The sequence below is a fragment of the Mesonia mobilis DSM 19841 genome (assembly GCF_000423405.1).
Taxonomy (GTDB): domain Bacteria; phylum Bacteroidota; class Bacteroidia; order Flavobacteriales; family Flavobacteriaceae; genus Mesonia; species Mesonia mobilis.
This window is the reverse complement of record NZ_KE384013.1, coordinates 205,883-232,016: the sequence shown is the minus strand read 5'-3', so window position 1 is coordinate 232,016 and position 26,134 is coordinate 205,883. Positions and strand designations below refer to the sequence as shown.

Sequence of the window (26,134 nt, the reverse complement as noted above, 5' to 3'; positions counted from 1 at the left end):
TCATTTTGAAAAAAATACTTCTCCTTAGCGACAACCATAGTTATATTGATGATCGAATTTTATCTTATGCTGAAGCTGCCGATGAAATTTGGCACGCCGGCGATATTGGCGACTTAAAAGTTAGCGATGCCTTAGCAGAAAAAGCTCCATTAAAAGCAGTCTTTGGTAATATTGACAATCACAAAGCAAGAAAAGAATTCCCATTAGTGAATCGTTTTTATTGTGAAGAAGTTGAAGTGCTTATTACTCATATTGGCGGTTACCCAGGAAAATACTCGCAGGCTATTAGAGAAGAAATTCAGCAAAAACCTCCGCAGTTATTTATTAGCGGTCACTCGCATATCTTAAAAGTAATGCACGATAAAAAGTTAGGACTATTACATATGAACCCCGGAGCTTGCGGTAAACACGGTTTTCATCAGGTTCGTACGATGTTACGATTTACCATCGATGGTAAAAAAATAGACAACCTAGAAGTGATTGAATTAGGAAAACGCTAAAACTAAAAAACCCAAAAGACAAAGCTTTTGGGTTTTTACGCACTAATACTACTAAGATGTTAGGTTTATCGTAAACGGTCTGCAGATTTTACGAGAGCTTCATCCTTTTTAACGGCCTTATTGGCCAACACTAAAAAAACGATAGAAAGCACCGGAGTTAGCATCCCAATACCTTTCTCTGAAATTTGCATTTCTCCAGGTAGCGCTTGCGACCAGTAAACAAAAAATCCTAGTAAAATAAAGTTTAATATTATATTTAAACGCCCCAATACAAATTGAAGCTTTCTATTTTTAAATAAAAAAATGGTGATCAAGGCTAAAACCGCACTCACCCCAAAAAATGCCAAAGTCGTTAATTGATCTAAAGCCAACACAGCCGAACCATCTTCTTTATACCATAGAGGTAATAAAAAAACACCTACTGCGCTCAACAAAACTACCAATAATAAATATATACTTTGTATTCTTTGAATCATAATTTTTTCAAAAACTGAAAACAAAAATAAAAGATTCTTTTTAAAATAGCACTTTAAAAATTAAAATAAAGTTGTATAATTGCATATACAATTCGTAACCACTTCAATAAAGGTTACTTACAACTTCATTTTTTTATTCTTCGTTAGAAAGAAAAAAACAAACCCTATAAAAAACAACTTTTATATATTTTTGAATAAATGTTAGAAATTTCAGAATTAAAGGCAAAGAAACTCCCAGAGCTTCAGGAGATTGCTAAAACTTTAAACGTACCAAAATACAGGACTTTAAAGAAATTAGATCTAGTTTACCAAATTTTAGATTACCAAGCTGCAAATCCTAAAAAAGCGCAAGAAGCACTTACTGAAGACTCGAACTCGAGCAAAGAAACTCCAGAAAAAACAGACAACAAACGACCTCGCACTAAAAGAACCAGAACTATTCCTGGAGCGGTAAGCAAACCGCCTGAAAAGAGCGAGAAATCTGAAGCTCCTAAAAAAGCTGAACCGAAAAGGAAGAAAGCAGAACCTACAGAAAATAAGACTGCTGACTCACAAAAAGTAAGCAAACCTGCAAAAAATGCTCCTAAAGAGAAAAAATCTTCTTCAGTAGAAAATAAAAAAGACAATAATAAGTCTAACTCAAAGTCAAGAAGTAACAATCACCAGAACAACAACAACAATAATAATTCTAAAAATAACGGGAATCGCGACAACAGAAATCGCTACAAAGAGCCCGATTATGAGTTTGATGCAATTATTGAAAGTGAAGGTGTTTTAGATATCATGCAAGATGGCTATGGTTTCTTAAGATCTTCAGACTACAATTACCTTTCATCTCCAGATGATATTTATTTATCACAATCTCAGATTAGATTATTTGGTTTAAAGACCGGAGATACTGTTTTAGGTCAAGTTAGACCTCCAAAAGAAGGTGAAAAATATTTTCCATTAATCAAAATTAACAAGATAAACGGCTTAGACCCACAAGTGGTAAGAGACCGTGTTTCTTTTGAACATCTTACACCGTTATTTCCGCAAGAGAAATTTAACTTAGCAGAAAGACAGAGTACGATTTCGACAAGAATTATTGATTTATTTTCTCCTATCGGAAAAGGACAACGTGGTATGATCGTATCGCAACCAAAGACCGGTAAGACGATGCTACTTAAAGACGTTGCTAACGCAATTGCTGCAAACCATCCGGAAGTTTACCAGATCGTTCTTTTAATCGATGAACGCCCTGAAGAGGTTACCGATATGCAACGTAATGTAAAAGGTGAAGTGGTTGCTTCTACATTCGATAAAGAAGCACATGAACACGTAAGAGTTGCGAATATTGTATTAGAAAAAGCAAAACGCTTGGTAGAATGTGGTCACGATGTAGTGATCCTTTTAGATTCGATCACTCGTTTAGCCAGAGCATACAACACCGTACAACCTGCCAGTGGAAAAGTTTTAAGTGGTGGTGTAGACGCTAACGCTTTACACAAACCAAAACGTTTCTTTGGTGCCGCAAGAAATATTGAAGGCGGCGGTTCACTTTCAATCATCGCAACAGCATTAACCGATACCGGTTCTAAAATGGATGAAGTGATTTTTGAAGAATTTAAAGGAACCGGGAACATGGAGCTTCAGTTAGATCGTAAGATCGCTAACAGAAGAATCTTCCCTGCGATCGACCTTACTTCATCTAGTACAAGAAGAGATGATCTATTACTCGATGAAAACACTGTACAAAGAATGTGGGTAATGCGTAAATATCTTGCCGATATGAATCCTGTTGAAGCGATGGAGTTTATGAGCGAGAGAATTAAGCAAACTAAGAATAACGAAGAGTTTTTAATCTCTATGAATGGTTAAAACCAAATAACAATAACAAAAAAGCGATACAGATCTGTATCGCTTTTTTTTATATTTTTTTTATAAAACAGAATCTAAATTAATGAATGATTCGATTCAATAATTCACCTAAACCTTAATAAAAGTCAACAAAAAAAGCCCCTTATAAAAGGAGCTCATTATTTTGAACACTAATACTACGAGTTACTCTTAAAGAGCAGCTACGTGCTTAGTCAATTTTGATTTTAAGTTCGATGCTTTATTAGCGTGAATAATATTATTCTTTGCTAATTTGTCGATCATAGAAACTACACCAGGCAACATAGTTTCAGCTTCCTTCTTCTCTGCACCTTTCAATTTTTTAATGGCATTACGTGTAGTCTTGTGCTGGTAACGGTTTCTTAAACGCTTTACCTCACTGTTTCTAATTCTTTTTAATGCCGACTTATGATTTGCCATAACCCTTTGTTTATTTCTTAATTTCTAAAAATAGTAGTCCGTAGGGGAATCGAACCCCTGTTACCAGGATGAAAACCTGGCGTCCTAACCCCTAGACGAACGGACCATAATTCATTATTTCAAATTAGACTTCACTCTGAAATCTTTCGTAGTCCGTAGGGGAATCGAACCCCTGTTACCAGGATGAAAACCTGGCGTCCTAACCCCTAGACGAACGGACCATTAATTGCTAAAATGCGGATGCAAAAATAAAACTTATTTTGAATGCCACAAACAATTAATTAATTTTTTTTTAGATTTTTTTAATAGGCTTTTGCAAACAACACTCGCTGACTAGATTTTTCGCCAGTTAACACACATTTCCCTTCTTCTTTTTTTCCTTCAAAAGGAATACATCTAATCGTTGCTTTGGTTAATTCTTTGATCTTATTTTCAGTTTCTGGAGTTCCATCCCAATGTGCTGAAATAAATCCGCCTTTTACCTTTAAAACCTCTTTAAACTCATCGAAGGTTTCTACTTCTGTAATATGATTATCACGATATGCTTTTGCCTTCCCAAATAAATGATCTTGAATTTCAACCATTAAGTCTTGTATTTTTTCAACAACGCTATCTCGCTCTACAAATTCTTTGGTTAGGGTATCTCTTCGAGCTAACTCAACCGTTCCCTTTTCTAGATCTTTAGGACCAATTGCCAATCTTACCGGAACACCTTGTAATTCGTACTGTGCAAATTTCCATCCTGGTTTGTGTGTATCACGATTATCGAATTTCACAGAAACGCCAACTGCTCTTAAATCTTTCACTAATTGATTAGCGACTTCAGAAATTTGATTTAACTGCTCTTCTCCTTTATAGATTGGCACAATCACTACCTGAACCGGCGCAAGTTTTGGCGGTAACACTAAACCTTTATCATCACTATGCGTCATGATAAGCGCACCCATTAATCGGGTAGAAACTCCCCAACTGGTTGCCCAAACGTGTTTTAAATCTCCTTCCTTGGAAGCAAACTTCACATCAAAAGCTTTCGCAAAATTTTGACCTAAGAAATGTGATGTTCCTGCCTGTAAAGCTTTCCCGTCTTGCATTAGCGCTTCAATACAATAAGTTTCTTCTGCTCCGGCAAAACGTTCGCTATCGGTTTTTCTTCCTTTAATTACCGGGATTGCCATAAAGTTTTCAGCAAATTCTGCATAGATATTATTCATCTGTTCAGTTTCTGCTAGAGCTTCTTCTTTCGTAGCATGAGCGGTATGCCCTTCTTGCCATAAAAATTCAGCAGTTCTTAAAAACAAACGTGTTCTCATTTCCCAACGAACTACATTTGCCCATTGATTGATAAGAATTGGCAAATCTCTATAAGATTGGATCCAGCCTTTATAAGTATTCCAGATAATTGCTTCTGAAGTTGGTCTTACAACCAACTCCTCTTCTAACTTCGCGTCTGGATCTACAATAAGCTTACTCGCATCTTCCGGATCTGTTTTTAAGCGATAATGCGTGACTACCGCACATTCTTTTGCAAAACCTTCAGCATTTTTTTCTTCAGCTTCAAAAAGACTTTTAGGCACAAATAATGGGAAATAGGCATTTTCGTGACCTGTTTCTTTAAATTTTGAATCTAATTCTGCTTGCATTTTTTCCCAAATCGAATAACCATAAGGTTTGATAACCATACAACCTCTTACGGCAGAATTTTCTGCTAAGTTGGCTTCGATCACCAACTCGTTATACCATTTAGAATAATCTTTTTCTCTAGGCGTTAGCTTTTTGCTCATTATCTGGTATTTGGCACAAATGTTGTGCTAATGTTAATAGCTTTTTTAGTTACGACAAAACTAACTAAATTTGATATGTAGAACAATAAAAAATCCCGAGATATGCGACCTCTTTCCAATTTCATAAATAGCAACATAAAATTAATTGGTGGTTTAGCATGCTCTTTATTACTTATCTCTTGTGGTTCTTATAATAATTCAAGTTATAATAATGATGGCATCTATGCTCCTAACCCAAATGATTCTAATTACTCAGCCGAAGAAACTGCTCAAGTTTCTAACCGCGACGTAAATCCTAATACCGAAAAAGACGGCGCATATTATCAAAATTATTTTGCTTCTCAAGGTGAACAAATTTCTGAAGCACAACAATACAATCAAGGAAGTCAAGTTTTTACAGATGTAGAATCTTATTCATCTGAAAACGTTCAAGACACTATTAACTACCAAGAAAATGTAGTTTATAATGAAGAACCGAGATATTATACGGAAGGTGCTGCCTGGGGATCTAACCCAACATCTTTCGAAGTAAATTATATTAATACTGGATTTAACAATTGGTATGGTGGTTATGGTTGGGGACCTTACAATTCTTGGAACTACGGCTGGGGAACCGGTTGGGGTTGGGGTGGTTATTACCCTTACAACAATTGGGGAATTGGTTTTTCTTGGGGTTGGGGCAACTACTACCGACCTTGGGGTTGGGGTGGTTACTACAACTACTACAATCCTTACTATTACAACCATTACCATAACAATAATTATTATTACAACAGAAGATCTCGCGTAGCTTATAATTCTGGAAGAAGTAATTTCGACAGGAGTTCTTCTAGGACCAACAGAAGTAATTATTCTGCTAGATCTAACCGATCTAATGTATCGAGATCTAATGCTAGCAACAGTAGAACAGCAAGCACAAGAGAACGAGTAAGAAATTCTAGTAATATTAATGCCAATCCAAGAACTAGAATTAATAATTCTGCGGTCAGAAATAATACTACTCGAACCAGAAGCGGCTATTATAATAGTTCTACAAGAAGTTCAAATAATACGGTAAGAACCAGAAGTTCAAACACTCGTACTTATAACAGAACTAATTCTTCTTCTAGAAATAATAGGACTTATAGCCCTAGCTCTTCTTCAAGATCTTCAGGAACAAGAAGTTCCGGTAGCAGTTCTCGAGGAAGAAGTTCAAGCGGTAGATCTTCAAGACGATAATTATGATAAAATCTAAATTTTTATACTTGGCTATATTTACTTTGATAAGTTTTTATAGCCAAGCACAAAACTTACAGGAAGCTTATAATTTTTCTTCTTCATCGTTAAACGGAACTGCGAGATATACAGCAATGGGTGGCGCGTTTGGTGCACTTGGTGGAGATATTTCTGCATTAAAAGATAACCCTGCAGGTTCTGCTATATTCTTGAATAATTATTTATCGGGAACCTTAAGTGTTGAAACTTACACGAATGATTTGTCAATCGAAAATAATTTTTCATCCTCTAGAGATAATGATCTAGACGTTAGCCAAATTGGAGCTGTATTTGTATTCAACAACTATAACAAAAAAGCCTTTATCAATAAATTTGCATTAGGTTTTACCTACGATAAAACAAAAAGTCTGGAGAACTTTTACACGTGGAGCGGAAACACAAACAACTCTTTAGCGAACTTTTTTGTTGATCAAGCACAAGGAATTCCATTAGGTGAATTAGAATCTGCCGGTGGAATGCTATACCAAAACTATGACCGCTTATTTTATGCAGATTTTTCGAATGAAAATTTCACGAATGCACAAGCGCAAACGGCTTATATGGGTTACCAAAACTTCTTAATTAATCCGGTAAATAACGATGTAGAAAATACAAATTACGTATCGAATGTTAACGGAAGTAGTTACGACCAAGAATACGATTATATGTCAACCGGTTTTAATGGTAAATTTACCGGGAATGCTTCTTTAGCAATTAAAAATAAACTCCATTTAGGTTTAAACCTTAACGGACATATTATTAATTACGAAAGAAATACCGCTTTTTACGAAAATGTAAACACTTCAAACACCATTGCATCTTCGTATTATGCACACAGTAATCTCACGTTAGGTAGAGGTTTTTCACTTGATGTCGGAGCCATCTATAGACTTTCAAACACCGTAAGAATTGGAGCTAATTATAGCTCACCTACTTGGTACACTATTCATGACGAGACTTCTCATTTCTTAAGAAATACCGGAGATGTAAGTACACTTGGTGCTGAAAGTATTGTTTTTGATCCGCAAATTATTAATGTTTATCCTGAATATAATTACAGAACTCCCGGAAAACTTAGCGGAAGTTTAGCCTTAGTCTTTGGTAAAACAGGAATAATTAGCTTTGAATATACTTACAAAGATTATTCAGCTATTGAATACTCTTCAGACGATTATAACTTCAACAATTTAAATTCAACCATCGAAAATTCATTTACTTCCACTTCTTCTTTAAAAGTGGGTGGTGAATATAGAATTAAAAGATGGAGCGTTCGTACAGGTTACCAATATACAGAAACTCCTTATATCGATGAATCTATAGTAGGAAACCTAAATACTTATTCATTAGGTTTAGGTTACAATTTAGGGGGTATGAAAATTGACATTTCTTATTTTCGATCAAACCAAGACGCTAGACAAAGCTTATATCAAACAAGTTTTAACAATGCTTATAATGAAAGAACACTTTCTAATATAGCAGCAACCTTCTCGGTAAACCTATAAGAACAATAAATTATAATAACAAAAAAGCCTCTAGAATAATTCTAGAGGCTTTTTTGTTATCATCTTATATTTTGAACTTACACCACTTTATTAATTATTGATGTGATATATTCAATTTGTTCTTCATCTAACTCGGTATGCATCGGTAACGATATTACTTCTTTAACCAACTCATTGGTATTCACAAAATTTTGCTCTTCGTAACGCTCATCCTGATAAGCTTTTTGTAAATGCAATGGGATTGGATAATAAATACCAAACGGAATATTGTTTTCCTGAAAAACCTTTGCCAACTCATCACGTTTACCGTTAGTAATTCTTATCGTGTATTGGTGAAAAACGTGACTATCGTCTTCTCCTAGAATCGCAGGCGTCACTACATTTTCATTCTCACTTAAATGTTGTGTATATAATTTTGCTGAATTTCTTCTGGCTGAATTATAACGATCTAACAAAGGTAATTTCGCTCTTAAAACTGCAGCCTGAAAACTATCTAATCTAGAATTTACACCTACCACATCGTGATGGTATCTTTCGTACATTCCGTGATTTACAATTCCTCTAATGATATGCGCTAAATCGTCATCGTTCGTAAAAATCGCTCCACCATCACCATAAGCTCCTAAGTTTTTAGAAGGGAAAAATGAAGTTGCTCCAACGTGACCTAAAGTTCCTGCTTTTTTTGTAGAACCATCTTTTAAATGGTAATTAGCACCGATCGCTTGCGCATTATCTTCAATCACGAGAAGATCGTGCTTTTTGGCAATTTTTAAAATCGCTTCCATATTTGCCGGTTGCCCGTATAAATGTACCGGAACGATCGCTTTAGTTTTTGGCGTGATCGCAGCTTCGATCGCTTCAACATTAATATTGAACGAATCTTTATCTACATCGACCAATACCGGAGTTAAATTTAATAAGGCAATTACCTCAACAGTTGCCGCAAACGTAAAATCTGCCGTAATCACCTCATCACCCGGTTTTAAGCCTAAGCCCATCATCGCGATCTGCAAAGCATCGGTACCATTGGCACATGGAATCACGTGTTTTACTCCTAAATATTCTTCAAGGTCTTTTTGAAATTGATGAACCTCAGGACCATTAATAAATGAGGTGTTTTCAATAATATTTTGAATCGAACTATCTACTTGTTCTTTTATTTCTTGGTACTGACCTTTAAGGTCGACCATCTGAATTTTTTTCATGGTATTCTTTTTCTGTTCACAAAAATAAGAAATTAAGCTACCACAAGCATCCAAATTTTAAGTAAAGCTTTATTTTAGCACAAATTTATTATACGTTGAAGCTTCTTTATAACTTTTTTATTTGGCTAACAGAAAAAGTCGGTTTACCCATTGCCGGACTTTTTAGCGGTAAACTGAAAAAATTTACTAGCGGAAGAAAAGGTTTATTTCAGCAAATTGCTTCAACAGAACTATCGAAACACCAAGTCATTTGGTTTCACGCCGCTTCCTTAGGTGAATATGAACAAGGCTTACCAATTATGGAAGCTGTTAAAGAACGTTATCCCAATTACAAATTACTGGTGACTTTCTTTTCGCCTTCGGGTTACGAGGTTAAAAAAAACAACTCGATCGCTGATTTTGTGTTTTATTTACCGCTCGATACTCCTAAAAATGCACAGAAATTTATTGAAGCAATTCACCCCAAAATAGCGTTTTTTATTAAATATGAAATTTGGCCAAATTATCTAAAAGTTCTTCAGCAAAAGAAGATACCGGCATTATTAATTTCCGGACTTTTTCGCGAACAGCAAATTTATTTTAAAGGCTACGGAAGGTTTTTATTCAAAGCTTTACAAAGTTTTCTGCATTTATTTGTTCAGAATGAAGCTTCTCTAAAAGTTTTACAACAACATCAAATTGAAAATGCTTCTGTAAGTGGCGATACGAGGTTCGATCGGGTTCAACTTCAGCTTCAAAAAGACAACCGTTTACCGATCATTGAACAATTCACTCAAAAAAAACTAACGGTAGTTTTTGGCAGTACGTGGCCAGAAGGAGAAAATTTTATTTCAGCCTATATTAATTCAGCAGAAAATGAGGCGAAATATATTATCGCTCCGCATCAAATTAAGGCTGAAAAAATTGATGCACTTCAACAGAAAATTCAGAAAAAATGCATTCGATATTCAGAAATTGAAGAGCAAAACCTTTCTACCTACGATGTTTTAATTATCGACAATGTTGGATTACTTTCAAAAATATATAGCTACGCGTCTATTGCATACGTTGGCGGAGCCTTAGGAAATACCGGCTTACACAATATTCTTGAACCAGCAGTTTTCGGGATGCCTATTATGATCGGGAATCATTTTGAAAAATTTCCCGAAGCGAAAACTTTACAAGAACTAGGCGGTCTAACTGCGATAAGTGATTCTGTTGAATTTAAAAAAGAACTTGATAAACTAATTGAGAACGAAACCTATAGAACTCAAAAAGGAGATATTTGTAGAAATTTTATCTTAGAAAACACCGGAGCTACTCAAAAAGTAATCAATTATTTAAGCGAAGAAAAATTATTGTAATCGCAACTAATTCAGCTAAATCCTTATTTTGTTGAATATAATTTTAATAAAAGTTTATCATTCAATATTACAACTCAAATGTTAAAATCTATACTTTAGCATCTATTAACCATACTTATATAATTATGAAAAAGCTATTTTTAATACTTAGTTGCTCAATTTCATTACTTGCAATTACTTCCTGTAGAGAAGAAGCAGAAACTAAAGAAGTTGTTAGAGAAGTAGAAGTAAGAGAGGTTGAAGTAGAAAAAGAAGAAAAAGGCATTTTAGAACGTGCCGGAGAAAAGGTTGACCAAGAAGTCTCTAAAGAGGTTAACGAAGAAATAGATAAAATAGGAGACGATAACTAAACCAAATTACAAATTAATTTAAAACCAAAAATCATGAAAAAATCAATTTTATTTCTAGCAATGTTGTTTGCTTTTAGTACTACTTTCACATCTTGTAGAGATACAAAAAATGCTGAAGAAGAAGTAGAACAAGAAGCTAACGAAATGGAAAACGACATGGAAGAAGCTGGTGAAGATATGGAAGACGAGATGGACGATCTTGATGATGATGCAGATTCTGCCATGGACGATATTGAAGAAGCTGCTGAAGATACCGGAGACGCTATCGAAAATGCTGCTAACGAAACTGGTGACGCTGTAAAAAAAGCAGCTAACGCAACAGGAGATGCAGTAAGTAAAGGAGCTCAAGAAGTAGAAGACGAAGTTGAAGGAAACGACGATATGTAATCTTCTTTTCGATAAGAACGAAAAACCTCTTCAAATTGAAGAGGTTTTTTTATGCCTTAAATTTTTAATTTATTGATAAACTCGAATGTAATCTATATAAAACCGTTGCGGAAATATAGCGTCGTCGACCTCGGGACCACCAAAATTACCGCCAATAGCCATATTCAATAAAAAATAGAATTTGTGGCGATATGGGTAAGTCTCATCATTCTTAGTTTTTGGTGAAAAAGTATACACCATTTTATTATCGATATAAAACACGATCGAATTTTCATTCCAATCGATCTTATAAGTATGAAAGTCTTCGGTCACATTTTCTACACGAGTTTGTTTCGAATTAATAGTTTCTCCGTGACTTGCCTGAGTATGTAACGAGGTGTAAATGGTGTCGGGTTTTCTGCCCACAAACTCCATAATATCGATCTCACCGGAAGCCGGCCAACCTACTTCACTAATATTATCGCCTAACATCCAAATTGCCGGCCATAAACCGTGACCACCGGGAACTTTAGCTCTAATTTCTGTCGTGCCATATTTAAACTCAAACTTATCTTTGGTATTAATTTTTCCGCTGTAATAGGTATCACCAACTTTATTGGCGGTGATCACTAACATCCCGTCTTTTACTTCCAGATAATCTTTATGATAGATCTGGCGTTCGTTATTTCCCCAGCCGCAAATATTTGGACAACCGTCTCCAAACTCGTAGCTCCAGTTTTCCATATTGAGAGTATCACCGGCAAAACTTTCTTCCCAAATTAATTGCTTTTCTTGTGCTGAAGCAGAAAAGGTAATTCCGCAAGCCATTACTGCAATTAGTGCTATTCTCTTCATCTTATTCATATTCAAATTCTATTTGTTGAAGATCTACAGAATTTCCGCCAATAAACAACTGAAATTTTCCGGGATCGGTTACCCATTTTTTATCTCCTCCGAAGTAACTCAACAATTCTGCATCGATCGTAAAACTTACCGTTTTCGATTCGCCCGGTTGCAAACTAATTTTCTCGAAACCTTTTAGCTCTTTAATTGGTCTTGTGATGCTTGCAAACAAATCACGAATGTAAAGCTGAACCACTTCTTCTCCTGCCATATCTCCTGTATTTTTCACTTCTATTGAAGCTGTAATTTCTTCGGAAGCTGAAAATTTATTTTTTGAAAGTTGAATTTTGCCATATTCAAAATCGGTATAACTTAAGCCGAAACCAAACGGAAACAACGCATCACGATCTGAATCTGTGTAATGTGAATAGGTAACTTCTGCATTAGCATTTGGTCGTCCTGTACTTTTTTGATTGTAATACAATGGCTCCTGACCAACATTTCTAGGGAATGAAACCGGAAGTTTCCCTGAAGGATTGTGCTTCCCAAATAAAACTTCTGCAACCGCATTACCGTGTTGAGAACCCAACAACCAAGTTTCTAAAATAGCCGGAAAGTTTTCATCGCTCCACGTTAAATCCATCGGTCTTCCATTCATTAAAATCATCACGACGTTAGGATTCACTTTTTGAATTTCAGCCATTAATTCATCTTGCAAACCTAAAAACCCAACATCGGTTTGGCTTCTACCTTCACCGGTTTGGTAAGCATCTTCACCAACCACTAAAACAACTAAATCTGAAGTTTTTGCCAAATTGATCGCTTGCTCAAATCCGCTTTTATCGGTTTGATTTAAACTTAATGGCTTTAAAAAACTACGCTCGCCTGTACTTAACTTTACGCCTTCCGCATAATTAATTTGTACGTTTTTAGGCGCATAATTTTTTACACCTTCTAAAACTGAAACTGCAGAATTTGCTTCTGCTTGTGCGCGCCAATTCCCTAAAGGTGAATCTTTATCATCTGCTAATGGACCAATAACGGCTATCGATTTTACTGAATTTTTAATCGGTAGAATTTCATTTTCATTCTTCAGTAAAACAATCGATTTTTTGGCTGCTTCTAAAGCTAAATCTTGATTTTCTTCAGAATAAAGTTCGGTCTCCTCAAAACTTTCATCACAATATTTATAAGGGTCATCAAAAAGTCCTAATTGAAATTTTACGCGCAAAATTCTTCTTACAGAATCATCGAGTAAAGTTTCTGAGATTTTATCTTCTTCAACTAAACTTTCTAAAGAAGACTCGTAAGCACCGCCTTCCATATCCATATCGCTGCCGCCTTTTACGGCTAAAAGTGCCGCTTCTTTTTTATTGCGAGCAATCCCGTGCGGAATCATTTCTGAAATTGAACCCCAGTCGGAAACGATAAAACCATCCCAAGCCCAACCGTCTTTTAATAATTCTCTTTGCAGATAACTACTTGAAGTTGCAGGAACGCCATCAATCTCGTTAAAAGAGTTCATAAACGTGGCTACTCCGGCTTTCGCTGCGGCTTTAAAAGGTGGTAAAATCGTGTTATGCAATTCGTGCACACCAATATTTACCGTGTTGTAATCTCTCCCGGCTTCCGCAAAACCATAACCAGCAAAATGCTTAGCACAAGCTGCAATAGTTTTTTCACTTGCTAGGTCTGAACCTTGAAAACCTTTTACTCTGGCAACTGCAATTTCAGCATTTAAAAATGGGTCTTCACCCGCGCCTTCCATAATTCTACCCCAACGAGCATCACGAGAAATATCCATCATCGGTGCAAACGTCCAATGCACACCTGAAGCAGCAGTTTCGCGTGCTGCTGCGGCGGCAGTTTTTTCAGCTAAAATCATATCCCAACTGGCAGTTTCTCCCAACGGAACCGGAAACATGGTTTTATAACCGTGAATTACATCGTAACCGAAAATTAAAGGAATTTTTAGTCTTGAATTCTCCATCGTTAAGCGCTGTGCTTCTCTTGTAGATTCCACTGAAACTACGTTAAGCATCGATCCTACCAAACCATTTTTTAAACGCTGAAGTTTTTTCTCGTTCGTAGTTCCTGTAGCGGGACCGGTAACATCCCAACTCCCGTTGTACTGTACCATTTGCCCAACTTTTTCTTCAAGTGTCATTAGCGCCAATACAGAATCTACTTTTTGTTCGATATTTTTTTCTTGTTGTGGTGTTTTTTTGGATTGACTTGAGACTTTACAGGCATTTAAAGACAAAGCAACCCCCACGACGAAAAGAATGATATTTTTTTTCATCTCTTTGTTGAATAAAAATGAAAAAGGCAGGCTTAACTCAACTCCTGCCTTTTTCTGCTATTTAAAATATGAAAACAAACCTATTATTATTGATATACTCGAACGTAATCAATTTCCATTGTATCTTGTGTAAACGCCGGATCGATAGTTCCTCCTAAAGTTCCGCCCATCGCTACATTCAGGATCAAGAAAAATTCGTGATCTACAAATGGTGTTCCTGCCATATTGGTAAACTCATGGTAAACCTCTCCATCAACTAGGAAAACAATGTGATCTTCGGTCCACTCCATCGTATATTTATGAAATTCTGTCGCCACATTTTCTACGTTGGTTCCTTGAGAAACCGCATCACCTCCAGAATTACCCGGGAAATGTAAAGTTCCTAAAACTTCTCCTAACTCATTACCTACGTGTTCCATAATATCGATTTCACCACAGTTTGGCCATCCTTCAGTATCAAAAGTCGAACCTAACATCCAGATTGCCGGCCAAGTCCCACCAGCTGATGGAAGTTTAGCTCTCACTTCAATTCTACCATATTGAAATTCAAAATTATCTTGCGTTGTTATTCTTGCAGAAGAATAATTGTAACCATTAGTCGGTTCTGCAATCGCATTAATTTTTAAAGTCCCGTTACTTACTTCTGTATTTTGATCGGTGTAATATTGAGCTTCACCATTACCCCAACCATTATCACCATTCCCAATTTCGTAATTCCAAATACTGGTATCTAAAGAAGAACCTTCAAATTCTTGAGACCAAGCCGCTTCTTCTTCTGAATCTCCCGGAAATTCTGTTTCAAAAGGGCTATCACCTTCCGCAGTAAGTTTTAAATACCAAGCTTCAGCAGGATTTGCTCCAGAAATGGTTCTTATGTACAAATAATCATCAGTAATTTCTAAAATTTCATAGCCGTTATTTGTTCCTAAGTAGTAGCTCATAAAACCGCCATCTGAAATAATCATTTGAGTTCCTGTTGTAGCATCTTCCGGGAAAATTGAATTTGCAGCTGCAAGACTTACCGACTTTTCTCCAGAGGTATCAAAATCAAAACACTCATCGCCAGTTCCATTTGTACCTCCTCCAACATTTAAATAATTGGTATTAAAAAATGTTTGACCGTTATTATCGTGTTCAAAAATAATATCACCATCTAGATTAAGTGCAAAACTAATTCTGTCATCATAAAAACAACCACCTTCTTTTTCAAAAGGAGCTGCAGAATACCAAATAGGCTCGGTACTTTCTGCCGGACCTAAAGATAAGTGTCCCGGCATCGCATCTGCAATTCTCCAAACTTTTGTTGGAATTGAATCTCCTTCTACTCCCGCATAAGGTCCTTCTGTACCATCTAGGTAAGCTTGATTTGCTCCTGTTAATCCCATTTTAGAAACAGGATCGTCGAAAGAAGTAAACACAGTCACTTCTTTTGTTGTACTAGAACTAGCTCCGCCAGTTCCTTTTGCAATTACCGTTACATTATAGGTGTTCGTTCCTGTTCTTGTAAATGGATGCGTAATCTCTCCGCTCGTTATTGTTGAAGAAGTACCATCATCAAAACGATATTCAAAAGTGATCACATCGTCTGCACTTGCCGTAAAGCTTACCAAACCACCACCATCACCATTAGGAAACTCCGCAGATGTATTTAAAACAGTTGCATCTAAGGTTAAATTTGTTGGGGCAACCACCTCACCAAATTCTTGATCGTCTTCTTGACAGCTATATAACGCAGCCAGCGAAAACAACATTAAAAAACTTAGTTTATATATATTTTTCATCTCTATTGAGTTTTAATTAATTATGAAAATATATGTTATCTACATATATCGTATGAGCACCAGTTGGATTACCAGAATAAATTAACTGACCGATGTGCCCAGTAGTCGTAAGATTTGTAAAATCTGATAACGGAATATCTAATTGAATCCATTCACCTTGATTAAAATTATCTATGGCCACTTCGTGTTCAACATCATCACCACCACCATATGCACCATCGGCACCAAAATCTACTAATTTAATTCTAATTTGAGTAGCATCTGCCGTCCAGACATCTGTATGAAAATGCGTCATTGAACTCGCATCTAAATAAGGCGAAGGTGTTTCTATACCTACATAATCTAATGCTGAATATTTTTTTGTTGGATTACCTGCAATTGATACTTCTGCATAAGTAGCATCTGACCAACTTGCTGCCCAAGTAGCAACCGGAACATCGTTATAAACATCTGAGAACATAGAGATCACATCTGATGCCGGTAATTGAGGATCTGGAGCTCCAGATGTTGGCTGATTTGATGCTCCTGCTCCTTCTTTTGAAATATTATCCACATAAAAAGAACCAGCGGTTGTACCTGCGCCATCTACAAAAATTGTCATCGTAGAATATTGACCTGTTGGCACAAAAGGATCTCCTACACCTTGATTACCATTAATATAACTTTTAACGGCATCGTTGGCAAAATCGAAGCTAATTTCTTCCCAACCAGAACCGGTATGGTTCACTGTTACTTCATTTTCACGTTCACCGTTAACGCCTCCTTCAAATTTCAATAAGATGGAAACCGGAATATTTGCCCAAAAGTCCATAGTTATGGTTTTATCACTTGAACTAAAATCTACCGGAACTCCTAAATTAAAAGAACCACCTTCCCAGTTTACTCCAGCATTCACAATTTCTCCCACTAAATTTTGATCGGTATTGCTTCCGCTTAAATCTGGATTTTGAATTACATTATAACTTGCTCCATTAAATGTGGTAAATGTATAATTAACCGCAGGATCATCGAAAGTAATCGGTAATTCTAAGAACACAGGATTGTACATTCTAATATTATCGAAATAATAGGTCTCACCTGTTCCAGCAATTTCATAATTGAAGAATAAAACTAAGTTTTCGTAAGTTAAACTTGCATCGATCACAGAAAAATCGAACACTAAAGTTTCCCATTGATTTGCTACAGTTGTTGTAGCTTGAACTTCTACGAAATTATTTTCTGCATCGTCAGTATCTTCAATTTTGAAAAGAACCGGAACACCCGCTGCCGGAGAATATACATCGATCGCCATTGTGGTTGTCGATGTAAAATCGATCGGCTCATTTAAGGTCGTTACCGTACCAGCCCAAGTTTCAGCACCTGCTACTTTTGTATAAGCTCCTACATTTTGACTATCATTTACCGCATCTGAAGCTGGGTTTGCAACCGTTGGAACTCCTGCGCCTTCACCACCTCCAAAATTGTAAAATGTGTAAGCTACGGTTTGAGATTCAAATGTTACCGGTAATAATAAAGGGTCTACAATTTCTACGACTTCTGTGTAGGTTGTAGTTTCTTCACCACCACTCAATGCTATTACTGTAATTGTATAACTTCCAATATTTGCATATTCGTGTGTTAAGGTTTCACCTATCATCATCATTGTTGGGTCTTCATCGGTAACATCACCAAAATAAACTTCGAAAGCTGCAGCATAATCTGCACTAGCAGTTACGTTTACGATAAAAGGATTACTTGCATCTTTGGTAATGGTAACGTCTAAATTTTCAGGAGCTCTAAAAGAAACCTCTAAAGTTTGTGTAATGCTAGCCGTTTCTCCCGCTAAATTCATTGCTGTAACTTCTACTTGATAGGTACCTTCTTCATAGGTATGCATCACATTATCTCCCGTCGCTATTTCTTCTGAAATTTCACTGCCATCACCATAATTGATCACAAATGAATTGGCGTTTTCTGCACTCGGATACAGCGTAACTTCTCCTGAATTATCTTGCTCAATATTAAAATCGACCGAAATATTGGTAGGCTCACTACTGGTTACTGTATCTAAACCATCATCGTCTGAACAGCCTGCTATTGCAATAAACAACAAACTGAATAATAGGTATTGAATTTTATTTTTCATATTCATATTTTTAGTATCCTGAATTTTGCTCCCAATTTCCATTGGCAAATTGCATCTCTTCTAAAGGAATAGGGAAAACTTCGTGTTTACCTGCTGTAAACCCATCAATGTTTTCTGCGGCACGACCTGTACGAACTAAATCGAAGAAACGGTGACCTTCACCCATCATTTCTGATCTTCTATCTGCATAGATATCTTCTAATAAAGCGTTTCCACTAGAATCTACGTTATCTAAACCGGCGCGATTTCTTACCATATTTAGGTAATTACGTGCTTGACCTTCATCTAAATTACCTCTCACCATTGCTTCTGCAGCCATTAATAATACATCTGCATAACGAATAGCTCGATAGTTATTAGGCTGCGTAAGGTTTGCATCTCCTAGATTTTCACTCTGCCTTGGTAAATATTTTCTGTTATAATAACCTGTATGGCCAGTATTTGGGTCTTGATTCCCGATATTATAGGTTACCTCGCTATTAGCACTTGCCCAAGCTTCGATATCGAGAACTGTCACTTCTTGTCTTGCATCTCCACTTTCAAAAGAATTCAAAGCTTCTTCTGTTGGTAAATTGAAACCGTAACCTGATTCGAAAACCGGACCACTATAACCTCTTATTCCACTAAAACCAACCATCACATTACCTTCACTACATTGTAAACATTCGAAACCTGCTCCTTCTGCTCCGGTATATTGAATTTCAAAAACAGATTCTGGTCCGTTTTCTGCCATATATTCAAACAGATTTTCATAGTTCTCGTCTGCTTCTGTACCATATAAATGATATTGACCAGAGTTAATTACTTCTTGTAATTGCGCTGCGGCACCGGCAAAATTTTCTTCATATAAATAGACTTTACCTAATAAAGCTTGTGCAGAACCTTTTGTGGCTCTTCCTACTTCCGGAGCTACTGCTGCTAAGTTTTCGATCGCAATAGTGAGATCTTCTTCAATAAAAGCATATACTTCTTCTTCTGGAGATCTAGGAAAAGAGGTAACATCGCCCAACACAAATTGTCCCTCTGGTTTAATTGGTATTGGACCAAACCATTTTAATAATTCAAAATTAAAATAGGCTCTTAAGAATCGAGCTTCGGCAATAATTTGCGCTTTCCCATCAAAATCGATTTTATCTTCATTTTGAATGATAAATGCTGCTCTTTGTACACCCGCAAAGTTCCAATCCCAGATATCGTCTAAATTATCATTTATTGGCGTATGCTGCATACGGTCTACTTGTTGCCAACCCACAACATCATTTGCGCTTTCACCACCTGCATTTGCGTTATCTGAGGCTATTTCACCTAAAATCACATTAACGTAAGTCGATTGTAAAACATCGTAAGCACCAATTAATGCATTGTAATAATCATCTTCTGCAGCAAAATATGATTCTGAATTAATCCCGTAAGGAGGATTTACTTCTGTAAAATCGTCTGAACAACTCACTAAAGCTAGTGTTGCCACAACGAATGCTACAATTTTATTATTTAATTTTCTCATCATTATTTTTTTTTAGAATTGAAGGTTTATACCAATAGAAAATGTTCTTGGCAACGGATAAAAACCGTAATCGATCCCTTGACCAATTGGATCTCCTGTTGAAGCAGTAGGATCGTAACCCATATATTTTGTAAATGTGTATATGTTATCTACTTTACCGTAAACTCTAAATTTATCTAAGTAAATTTTTTCTGTTACTTCCTTCGGAATAGTATAACCTAAAGTCACTGCCTGAATTCTTAAGAAAGAACCATCTTCGACAAAAAAGTCTGAAAACGCGTTGTTAGAAGTTGAAGCTACAGTTGCTCTTGGTACGCTGTTACTGGTTCCCGGACCCGTCCAACGATCTAATCGGTAACGCATTCTGTTTACATTAGGTTGATTTCTCTCGTAATTTCTCACGATCTCTTGCCCTAAACTTGCAAATGAATAAGCTGACAAATCAAAATTCTTATAATTAACTTGTAAGTTGAATCCCATAGTAACCTCAGGAATAGGATCTCCTAAGTTGGTTCTATCGTTTTCATCGATCACTCCATCTCCGTTAATATCAACAAAGCGAATATCTCCCGGTTGTGCTTCTGCACCAAGAGCTCCTTGAGATGGATGCGCATTTACTTCTTCTTGAGTTTGAAAAATTCCGTTGGTTTGATAACCGTAAAAATACCCCATTGGGAAGCCAACTTCCATTCTTGAAGGAGCCGGTTGACCTACGCCAAAACCACCACCTTCTAAGTAGCCTAAACCATTCTGTACTTCAGTCACTTCATTATCTAAAAAGCTTATATTGTAGTTGGCAGAGAGAGAAAAATCTTCAGAAACTTTTTCATTAAAATTCAACGCAAATTCCCATCCTTTATTTACTACTTCTCCTGCATTTATCGTAGGACTTCCTGCTCCCGGAGCTCCCGTACCATAAATACCAGAAACTCCAATATCTGGAATTAACAGGTTATCTCTTCTGTTATGAAAATAATCGGCAACGATCGAGAATTTATTTTCTAAAAATTCAATATCAACCCCTACATCTAGTTTTTTAGCTTCTTCCCATTGTAGATCTTGATTTGCTAGCACTCCCAAAGCATTACCATTAACTAACGACTGATCTGGACCTAAAACATAAGTAGCTTCACCATTCAACAAGGCTAGGTATTGAAAAGAGCCAAACTGATCATTACCCAAAACCCCATAACTACCTCTTACCTTAAATAGATTGAAGAAATCTGAATCGAAAAAATCCTCTTCAGAAAGTACATAACCAGCAGTTACAGATGGGAAATACCCTACTCTATTGCTAGGACCGAATTGAGTAGATGCATCCCTTCTTAACATCGCCGAGAATAGAAACTTATCTTTAAAGCTATACTGTAACCTACCGAAGTATGACAATCTTCTTACAACATATGAATAAGAACTATTGGTTTGATCTTCTCCTACACCGGTAGCAGAACTTAGGTCTGCAAAATCCCAACTATTAGCATTAACATCATTTCTACTCCCATAAAGTCCTTCACCTTTAGTTTGATAAACAGTGGCTCCTAATAAAAAGGTTACATCATGATTTTCACCAAAAGTATTTTCATATGTATTGAATAAATCGAACGTATAATCGTAATCGTTAATTTTACCTAAGGTAACAGAACTTGTTGGCGTCGTATAAATTTTACCGGCACCATAATTAAATTCTGGTGTAAAATCACGATGTCTTGTGTTTGTACTGTTAAAACCTATACGTCCTTGTAAATTAAGATTTTTTGCATAATCGATACTTGCCTGTACCGTACCACTTAATCGATCTATTAAACTACTATTGTAAGTATTTCTAGTTTGCGTTAGCGGATTCACCACCTCGTTACCTAAATCGATCGTTCCGTCTAAATTATCTTGACTTGGATCGATGATTGGCGCAATATTATTAGCATTGAAAAGAACTGAACCTAGCGCAAAAGAATTAATATCTTTTACATCTACACTACTATAGAAAAGTTTAGTAGAAACATTTATTTTTTCAGACAAATCTACATCTAGTGAAAGTTTTGCAGTACTACGTTCAAAATTAGATTTACTTGGCGATACAATACCTTCTTGATATAAATTACTAGCACTTAAACTATAACTTACATTTTCTTCTCCTCCACGAAAAGAAAGGTTATGACTTCTCATCATCGCCTGATCAAAAACTTCATCTTGCCAATCTGTTTCTGTACCTAAATCGTTTACATTAGTAAAAGGAACATCTTGACCTGCATTCGCATAAGCTTCATTTAAATAAAGTGCATACTCTTTAGCATTAAGTAAAGGTAATTTTCGAGTAGTTTGTTGTATCCCGGTATAACCTTCATATTCCACACGAACTTTTTGATTTTTTCTACCTTTTTTGGTTGTGATCAAAATTACTCCGTTCGCACCAATGGTTCCGTAAATTGCAGCTTGAGCATCTTTTAAAACGGTAAAACTCTCAATATCTGCCGGGTTGATCGAATTTAGACCTCCTTCATATTGAAAACCATCTAAAATAATTAATGGTTTACTTTGACCGTTGGTCGAAACTCCACGAATACGAATATTAGCATTCGATCCCGGTGCACCGCCATTCATAGCCACATTTACACCAGAGGTTGTTCCTTGCAAAGCTTGCGCAGCATTGGTAGGCTCTAAATTATCGATGGTCTCATCACCTACAGTAGAAACAGAACCAGTCACTTGCTTCTTTACTTGTTGACCGTAACCTACCAAAACAATTTCATCTAAAGCTTGCGAATCTGGCTGTAACGAAACATTAATAGTTGACTGATTTGTAAATGGTACTTCTTGGGTTTCGAAACCTATATAAGAGAAAACAATTATATCGCCTTCTTCTAGGTTGTCTAACGTGTAATTACCATCAAAATCGGTAACTACACCTTTAGTCGAATTTTTGACCAAAACATTTACTCCCGGCATCGGCATTTCTGTCTCTGCTTCAACAACAGTTCCCGAAACCGAAAACGTTTGAGCAATCGACACAAATGGAGCCAAAAACATTAAAATTAATAATAGATTTTTATTCATTTGTTGATGATTTGATTTGAAAGCAATGTATTAATAAAGTGTTAACTCCAAATAAAATCTACCTCAACAAAAAATATACATCTTAAAAATTCATCCCTATTTTTTAAGATAAAACAATTTTGAAGCCTTTAAAGTAAGGATTTCGCAAAGCGATTTAGTCTAAAAGAAACGGATTGATTTTAAACATTTTATATAAATGTTGTGGTAATGTTGAGGTGTTTTTTGAATTTGTTGAGTACTTAGAAAGTTAAAATATATTCTACTAAGCCTTCTTCATGCGCTAAATCCATTTTTTTACGCAAACGATATCGTTTTATCTCAACGCTTCTAACTGAGATATTGAGCATTGGTGCAATTTCTTTTGAACTTAAATTCAACCTTAAATAAGCACATAGTTTTAAATCGTTAGATGTTAAGTTGGGGTGTTTTTCTTTTACCGACTGTAAAAAGTCTTTATCGGCATTATCGAATGCTTCTTTGAATAATTTCCAGTTATCTTTTTCAGCAATATTTTTATTGATGATCGAAATCACTTCTTCAACATCTTCATTTGTATTTGCTTTATTCAGTTTTTGCTTTAATTCTGAAAGAAATTCATTTTTACGAATAATATTCATCGTTGAAGCAGCCAATTCTCGGTTTTTAGAAGCAACTTCAGTTTCTAATTGTTGATTTTTTAAGGTCACAATTTCTCGTTGCGCCGTGATCTCTTGTAATTCTAATTGCTTCTTATTTTCAGCAATGATCTTATTTTGCTCTTTTTTGTAGTAATTATTATAAAATCGATTGGTAAGGTAAATAATTAACAGAAAGATGATTGCGTAAATAATTATGGCGAGTGTCGATACATACCAAGGTTTTGCTATGGTGAATCGGTATTCTTCAACAGCGGTTTCTTTGCCATTAAGATTACCTTTCACTTTAAAAATATAAGATCCATAAGGCAAATTTTTAAAACTGGTTTTCCCTGTCGTATTCCAGTTAGACCAATGATCGTCATAACCTACTAACATCGTACTATATTCTACATCACTCAATAAGTTGTAATGCGGAATGGTATAAGAAAAACGAATAAAATTATCTTTGAAGGGTATTTCTATATCATTAGCATTGATCGCTAGGCTACTATAATTTTCTCCTTTATTAGCGATGGCGATATTATTGATTTTTAACTCGGAAACTTCCGGAGATCTAAACGGAAGCTGAAAGGTGATATAACCCAAGTTTGAACCTATTAGAAACTTGTTATTATCTATTGCTGAAATATTTTCGAAACTGGTTGCAATCCCTCTTAAACTATTAGGGATCGTGATCGTGTTGAGCACATAGTCGTCTTGTAAAGCATCCTTGGCGATCTGAAAGATATTTTCTTGCCCAAAACTCCACCAGGTATTACCATCTATCACTTTTGAAACACCGGTAATACGTTGATGCCCTTTGAAAAGTGAATTGAACCGTTCTGCTTTTTCGAACGAATTAATAGAAGAATTATATTGGTAGATTAATTTTGCAGTCGACACATATAATTCATTATAAAATTTAAATACGCTCAAACCGGTACCTTCTTGCGTGGGCAAACTGTAATTATCTACCACCTCGATCGTTTTGGCAGATTCATCAACATTCAACTTATAAATCCCTTTGTGATCGTGCCCCACCCAAACCTGATTCTCTAAACTATCGATAACTAAATTACGTGAAGAGAGATCGTAATTAGTAAAACGCTGAAATTGCTGAATTTCTCCGTTATCAATTTCAGCATAAGACATCCCGTTGTAATGACCTTGTAGGAGTCCGTTTTTGTAGGCTTTCACTTCCCAAGTTCCGGTTTGTTCGAAAATAGGTTGAGCTTGAAATTTTTCAATTAAAAAAGTTCCTTTATCGTGCCCTACCAAAAGATGATTATTAATTTTCTGTATGCTCCAAACTTGTCCGCTAGTTTTCGGGATCAGTTTAAAATCTTCTTGACTCGCAATTGTTTTAGCATACAAACCCTGATTAGTCCCTAAATAAAGAATATTGTTATCGCGAAAACTGCAATAAACGGTTCCTATTTCGCCAAACGTATCGCTAAAAATTTTAACCGAACTATTTAAATTAACCAAACTAATCCCGTTATCTAAACCGCTCCAAAGATTTCCGTGGCTATCTGTAAATAAAGACAAAACCGTATTATTTAATATGCTGGGTTGTCTAAAATGCGTTAAGGTTTTATCATCAAGATCATATAATTTTAAACCATTACCAATTGTTCCTAAAGCTAAGGTTGAATTGGTCGTTAATTCAGCAACAAAAATAGATTCATCAGAAGCTAAATCTAAGTTTTCAAAATGATACTCTTTTAACTTTTCACCTTCAATTCTATAGATTTGATTAGTACGCGTAATGAGGTAGCGACTATTTTTATATTCAAAAAAACCAACGACGATTTGGTTGTTGAGTTCGGCATTAGAAATGTAAACGTGATCCTGCCCGTTTTCTATAACATACAAACCTTCATCGGCAACTTGGTAATAAATTTTATTATTCAGCTTAAAAAGATTTGTGATCGTATTGGTTGTGGGCAACAACACCACTTTATTGGTTTTTATATTGTAACTATATAACCGACTTAAACTCTGAAATACCACATAATTATTCACTGCTTCGATATGCCAAAACTGTTCGCCATCGATAAACGGCGTGTCGACCAATTCTTTAAGACTAGTATAATTTAGCTTTCCGGTTTCATCTTTTTGCCAATACCCAAAATCCATATAAGCTCCAGAGAAAATCTTATCGTCGGCTACAGCAATAGAACGTATAAAAGAACCTTCTGGTAACTGGTGGAGCTGCCAACGCTCTCCATCAAATCTTAACAAACCGGCATTATTTGCAGCATAAATATCTTCTTCTTCATCTTGAGCGATCATCCAGTTTTGATTTCCTGCCAAATAATCTTTTGTTGAAAAATTTAAGATCGGTGGTAACTCCTGAGAATATGAAGAATATGTTAAAAGAAAGAAAAAATATATATAAAGAAATCTCATAGGCTTTTATACTTGACCTTAAATGTATTAATTTTACACATAACAATTTTTTAAAGCTAATTATTATGAAAAAATTATTCATTGCATTTTCTGCATTATCAATTCTTTTAGCCACTACTTCTTGTAGAGAAACTACTCAAGAAAAAACCGAAGAAGCTGCTGAAGCTATTGGTGAAGATGTAGAAAACGCTGCAGAAGAAACAGGAAACGCTATTGAAGAAGGTGTTGAAGAAACCGGTGACGCTATCGAAGAAGGAGCTGAAAAAACCGGCGATGCCATCGAAAGAGGAGCCGATAATGTAGAAGACGCTGCTGAAAATGCAGAGGAAGAAGCTGAAGAAGAAATTCACGAAGAAGTGCACGAAGACGACGACGTTCACTAAGCCTTACTTCAACCAATCTATGAAGCCGATTTTTTTTAATT

19 protein-coding genes and 2 tRNA genes are annotated in these 26,134 nt (G+C 35.9%); 8 read left to right on the top strand and 13 right to left on the bottom strand.

Features of this window, described 5'->3' with window-relative positions; translation table 11 throughout:
• Positions 1 to 5 precede the first annotated feature (5 nt).
• The gene (locus G551_RS0113480; protein WP_027886048.1) at positions 6 to 500 is read left to right on the top strand and encodes a metallophosphoesterase family protein; all 495 of its coding nucleotides are present in this window, start codon (positions 6 to 8) and stop codon (positions 498 to 500) included.
• 65 nt (positions 501 to 565) lie between these two features.
• On the opposite strand, the gene G551_RS0113475 is transcribed toward G551_RS0113480, so the two are convergent.
• Complete coding sequence (locus G551_RS0113475; protein ID WP_027886047.1) at positions 566 to 976, bottom strand: DUF4293 domain-containing protein; 411 nt, start codon at positions 974 to 976, stop codon at positions 566 to 568.
• Between the two features lie 198 nt (positions 977 to 1,174).
• Here G551_RS0113475 and rho point away from each other — a divergent pair, with 198 nt between their 5' ends.
• On the top strand, positions 1,175 to 2,836 hold the full coding sequence (gene rho / locus G551_RS0113470) for a transcription termination factor Rho (protein ID WP_027886046.1): 1,662 nt from the start codon (positions 1,175 to 1,177) through the stop codon (positions 2,834 to 2,836).
• A 189-nt stretch (positions 2,837 to 3,025) separates the two neighbouring features.
• On the opposite strand, the gene rpsT is transcribed toward rho, so the two are convergent.
• The 4 genes from rpsT to proS all read right to left on the bottom strand — a co-directional run bounded on the left by rpsT (position 3,026) and on the right by proS (position 5,055).
• Entirely contained in the window at positions 3,026 to 3,274 is a 249-nt protein-coding gene (gene rpsT, locus G551_RS0113465; RefSeq protein WP_027886045.1) for a 30S ribosomal protein S20, read from the bottom strand.
• 34 nt (positions 3,275 to 3,308) lie between these two features.
• Positions 3,309 to 3,380: transfer RNA gene (locus tag G551_RS0113460), tRNA-Glu, on the bottom strand.
• A 43-nt stretch (positions 3,381 to 3,423) separates the two neighbouring features.
• Positions 3,424 to 3,495: transfer RNA gene (locus G551_RS0113455), tRNA-Glu, on the bottom strand.
• Between the two features lie 81 nt (positions 3,496 to 3,576).
• On the bottom strand, positions 3,577 to 5,055 hold the full coding sequence (gene proS / locus G551_RS0113450; protein WP_027886044.1) for a proline--tRNA ligase: 1,479 nt from the start codon (positions 5,053 to 5,055) through the stop codon (positions 3,577 to 3,579).
• Positions 5,056 to 5,157: 102 nt separating this feature from the next.
• On the opposite strand from proS, the gene G551_RS0113445 reads away from it, so the two are divergent.
• Together G551_RS0113445 and G551_RS0113440 are read left to right on the top strand one after the other, a co-directional pair.
• On the top strand, positions 5,158 to 6,273 hold the full coding sequence (locus G551_RS0113445) for a hypothetical protein (protein WP_051191408.1): 1,116 nt from the start codon (positions 5,158 to 5,160) through the stop codon (positions 6,271 to 6,273).
• Positions 6,274 to 6,275: 2 nt separating this feature from the next.
• Positions 6,276 to 7,811, top strand: coding sequence for a porin family protein (locus G551_RS0113440; RefSeq protein ID WP_027886042.1), 1,536 nt, complete (start codon positions 6,276 to 6,278; stop codon positions 7,809 to 7,811).
• Between the two features lie 77 nt (positions 7,812 to 7,888).
• Here the strand turns inward: G551_RS0113440 and G551_RS0113435 are convergent, their stop codons facing one another.
• Positions 7,889 to 9,016, bottom strand: coding sequence for a DegT/DnrJ/EryC1/StrS family aminotransferase (locus G551_RS0113435; protein WP_027886041.1), 1,128 nt, complete (start codon positions 9,014 to 9,016; stop codon positions 7,889 to 7,891).
• A 95-nt stretch (positions 9,017 to 9,111) separates the two neighbouring features.
• Here G551_RS0113435 and G551_RS0113430 point away from each other — a divergent pair, with 95 nt between their 5' ends.
• From G551_RS0113430 to G551_RS0113420, 3 genes are all read left to right on the top strand, one after another.
• Positions 9,112 to 10,359: a 3-deoxy-D-manno-octulosonic acid transferase gene (locus G551_RS0113430; RefSeq protein ID WP_027886040.1), complete on the top strand. Its 1,248-nt coding sequence runs from the start codon at positions 9,112 to 9,114 to the stop codon at positions 10,357 to 10,359.
• Between the two features lie 125 nt (positions 10,360 to 10,484).
• On the top strand, positions 10,485 to 10,709 hold the full coding sequence (locus tag G551_RS0113425) for a hypothetical protein (RefSeq protein WP_027886039.1): 225 nt from the start codon (positions 10,485 to 10,487) through the stop codon (positions 10,707 to 10,709).
• A 33-nt stretch (positions 10,710 to 10,742) separates the two neighbouring features.
• Positions 10,743 to 11,096, top strand: coding sequence for a hypothetical protein (locus tag G551_RS0113420; protein ID WP_027886038.1), 354 nt, complete (start codon positions 10,743 to 10,745; stop codon positions 11,094 to 11,096).
• Between the two features lie 69 nt (positions 11,097 to 11,165).
• Here the strand turns inward: G551_RS0113420 and G551_RS0113415 are convergent, their stop codons facing one another.
• The 7 genes from G551_RS0113415 to G551_RS0113385 all read right to left on the bottom strand — a co-directional run bounded on the left by G551_RS0113415 (position 11,166) and on the right by G551_RS0113385 (position 25,710).
• Positions 11,166 to 11,930 (bottom strand): glycoside hydrolase family 16 protein, encoded by a 765-nt coding sequence (locus G551_RS0113415; RefSeq protein ID WP_027886037.1) that lies wholly within the window; start codon positions 11,928 to 11,930, stop codon positions 11,166 to 11,168.
• A gap of 1 nt (position 11,931) precedes the next feature.
• On the bottom strand, positions 11,932 to 14,220 hold the full coding sequence (bglX, locus tag G551_RS0113410; protein WP_027886036.1) for a beta-glucosidase BglX: 2,289 nt from the start codon (positions 14,218 to 14,220) through the stop codon (positions 11,932 to 11,934).
• Positions 14,221 to 14,306: 86 nt separating this feature from the next.
• Complete coding sequence (locus G551_RS0113405; protein WP_027886035.1) at positions 14,307 to 16,001, bottom strand: family 16 glycosylhydrolase; 1,695 nt, start codon at positions 15,999 to 16,001, stop codon at positions 14,307 to 14,309.
• Positions 16,002 to 16,017: 16 nt separating this feature from the next.
• The gene (locus tag G551_RS0113400) at positions 16,018 to 18,126 is read right to left on the bottom strand and encodes a carbohydrate binding domain-containing protein (protein WP_156876807.1); all 2,109 of its coding nucleotides are present in this window, start codon (positions 18,124 to 18,126) and stop codon (positions 16,018 to 16,020) included.
• Between the two features lie 10 nt (positions 18,127 to 18,136).
• On the bottom strand, positions 18,137 to 19,633 hold the full coding sequence (locus tag G551_RS0113395) for a RagB/SusD family nutrient uptake outer membrane protein (RefSeq protein WP_027886033.1): 1,497 nt from the start codon (positions 19,631 to 19,633) through the stop codon (positions 18,137 to 18,139).
• 9 nt (positions 19,634 to 19,642) lie between these two features.
• Positions 19,643 to 22,681 carry a SusC/RagA family TonB-linked outer membrane protein gene (locus G551_RS0113390; RefSeq protein ID WP_027886032.1) on the bottom strand — a complete coding sequence of 1,013 codons (3,039 nt, stop codon included), beginning with the start codon at positions 22,679 to 22,681 and terminating at the stop codon, positions 19,643 to 19,645.
• Between the two features lie 239 nt (positions 22,682 to 22,920).
• Entirely contained in the window at positions 22,921 to 25,710 is a 2,790-nt protein-coding gene (locus tag G551_RS0113385; RefSeq protein WP_027886031.1) for a helix-turn-helix and ligand-binding sensor domain-containing protein, read from the bottom strand.
• 65 nt (positions 25,711 to 25,775) lie between these two features.
• Between G551_RS0113385 and G551_RS15960 the strand changes: the two genes are divergently transcribed.
• Positions 25,776 to 26,093 (top strand): hypothetical protein, encoded by a 318-nt coding sequence (locus G551_RS15960; RefSeq protein WP_051191407.1) that lies wholly within the window; start codon positions 25,776 to 25,778, stop codon positions 26,091 to 26,093.
• The last annotated feature ends 41 nt before the right edge of the window (positions 26,094 to 26,134 follow it).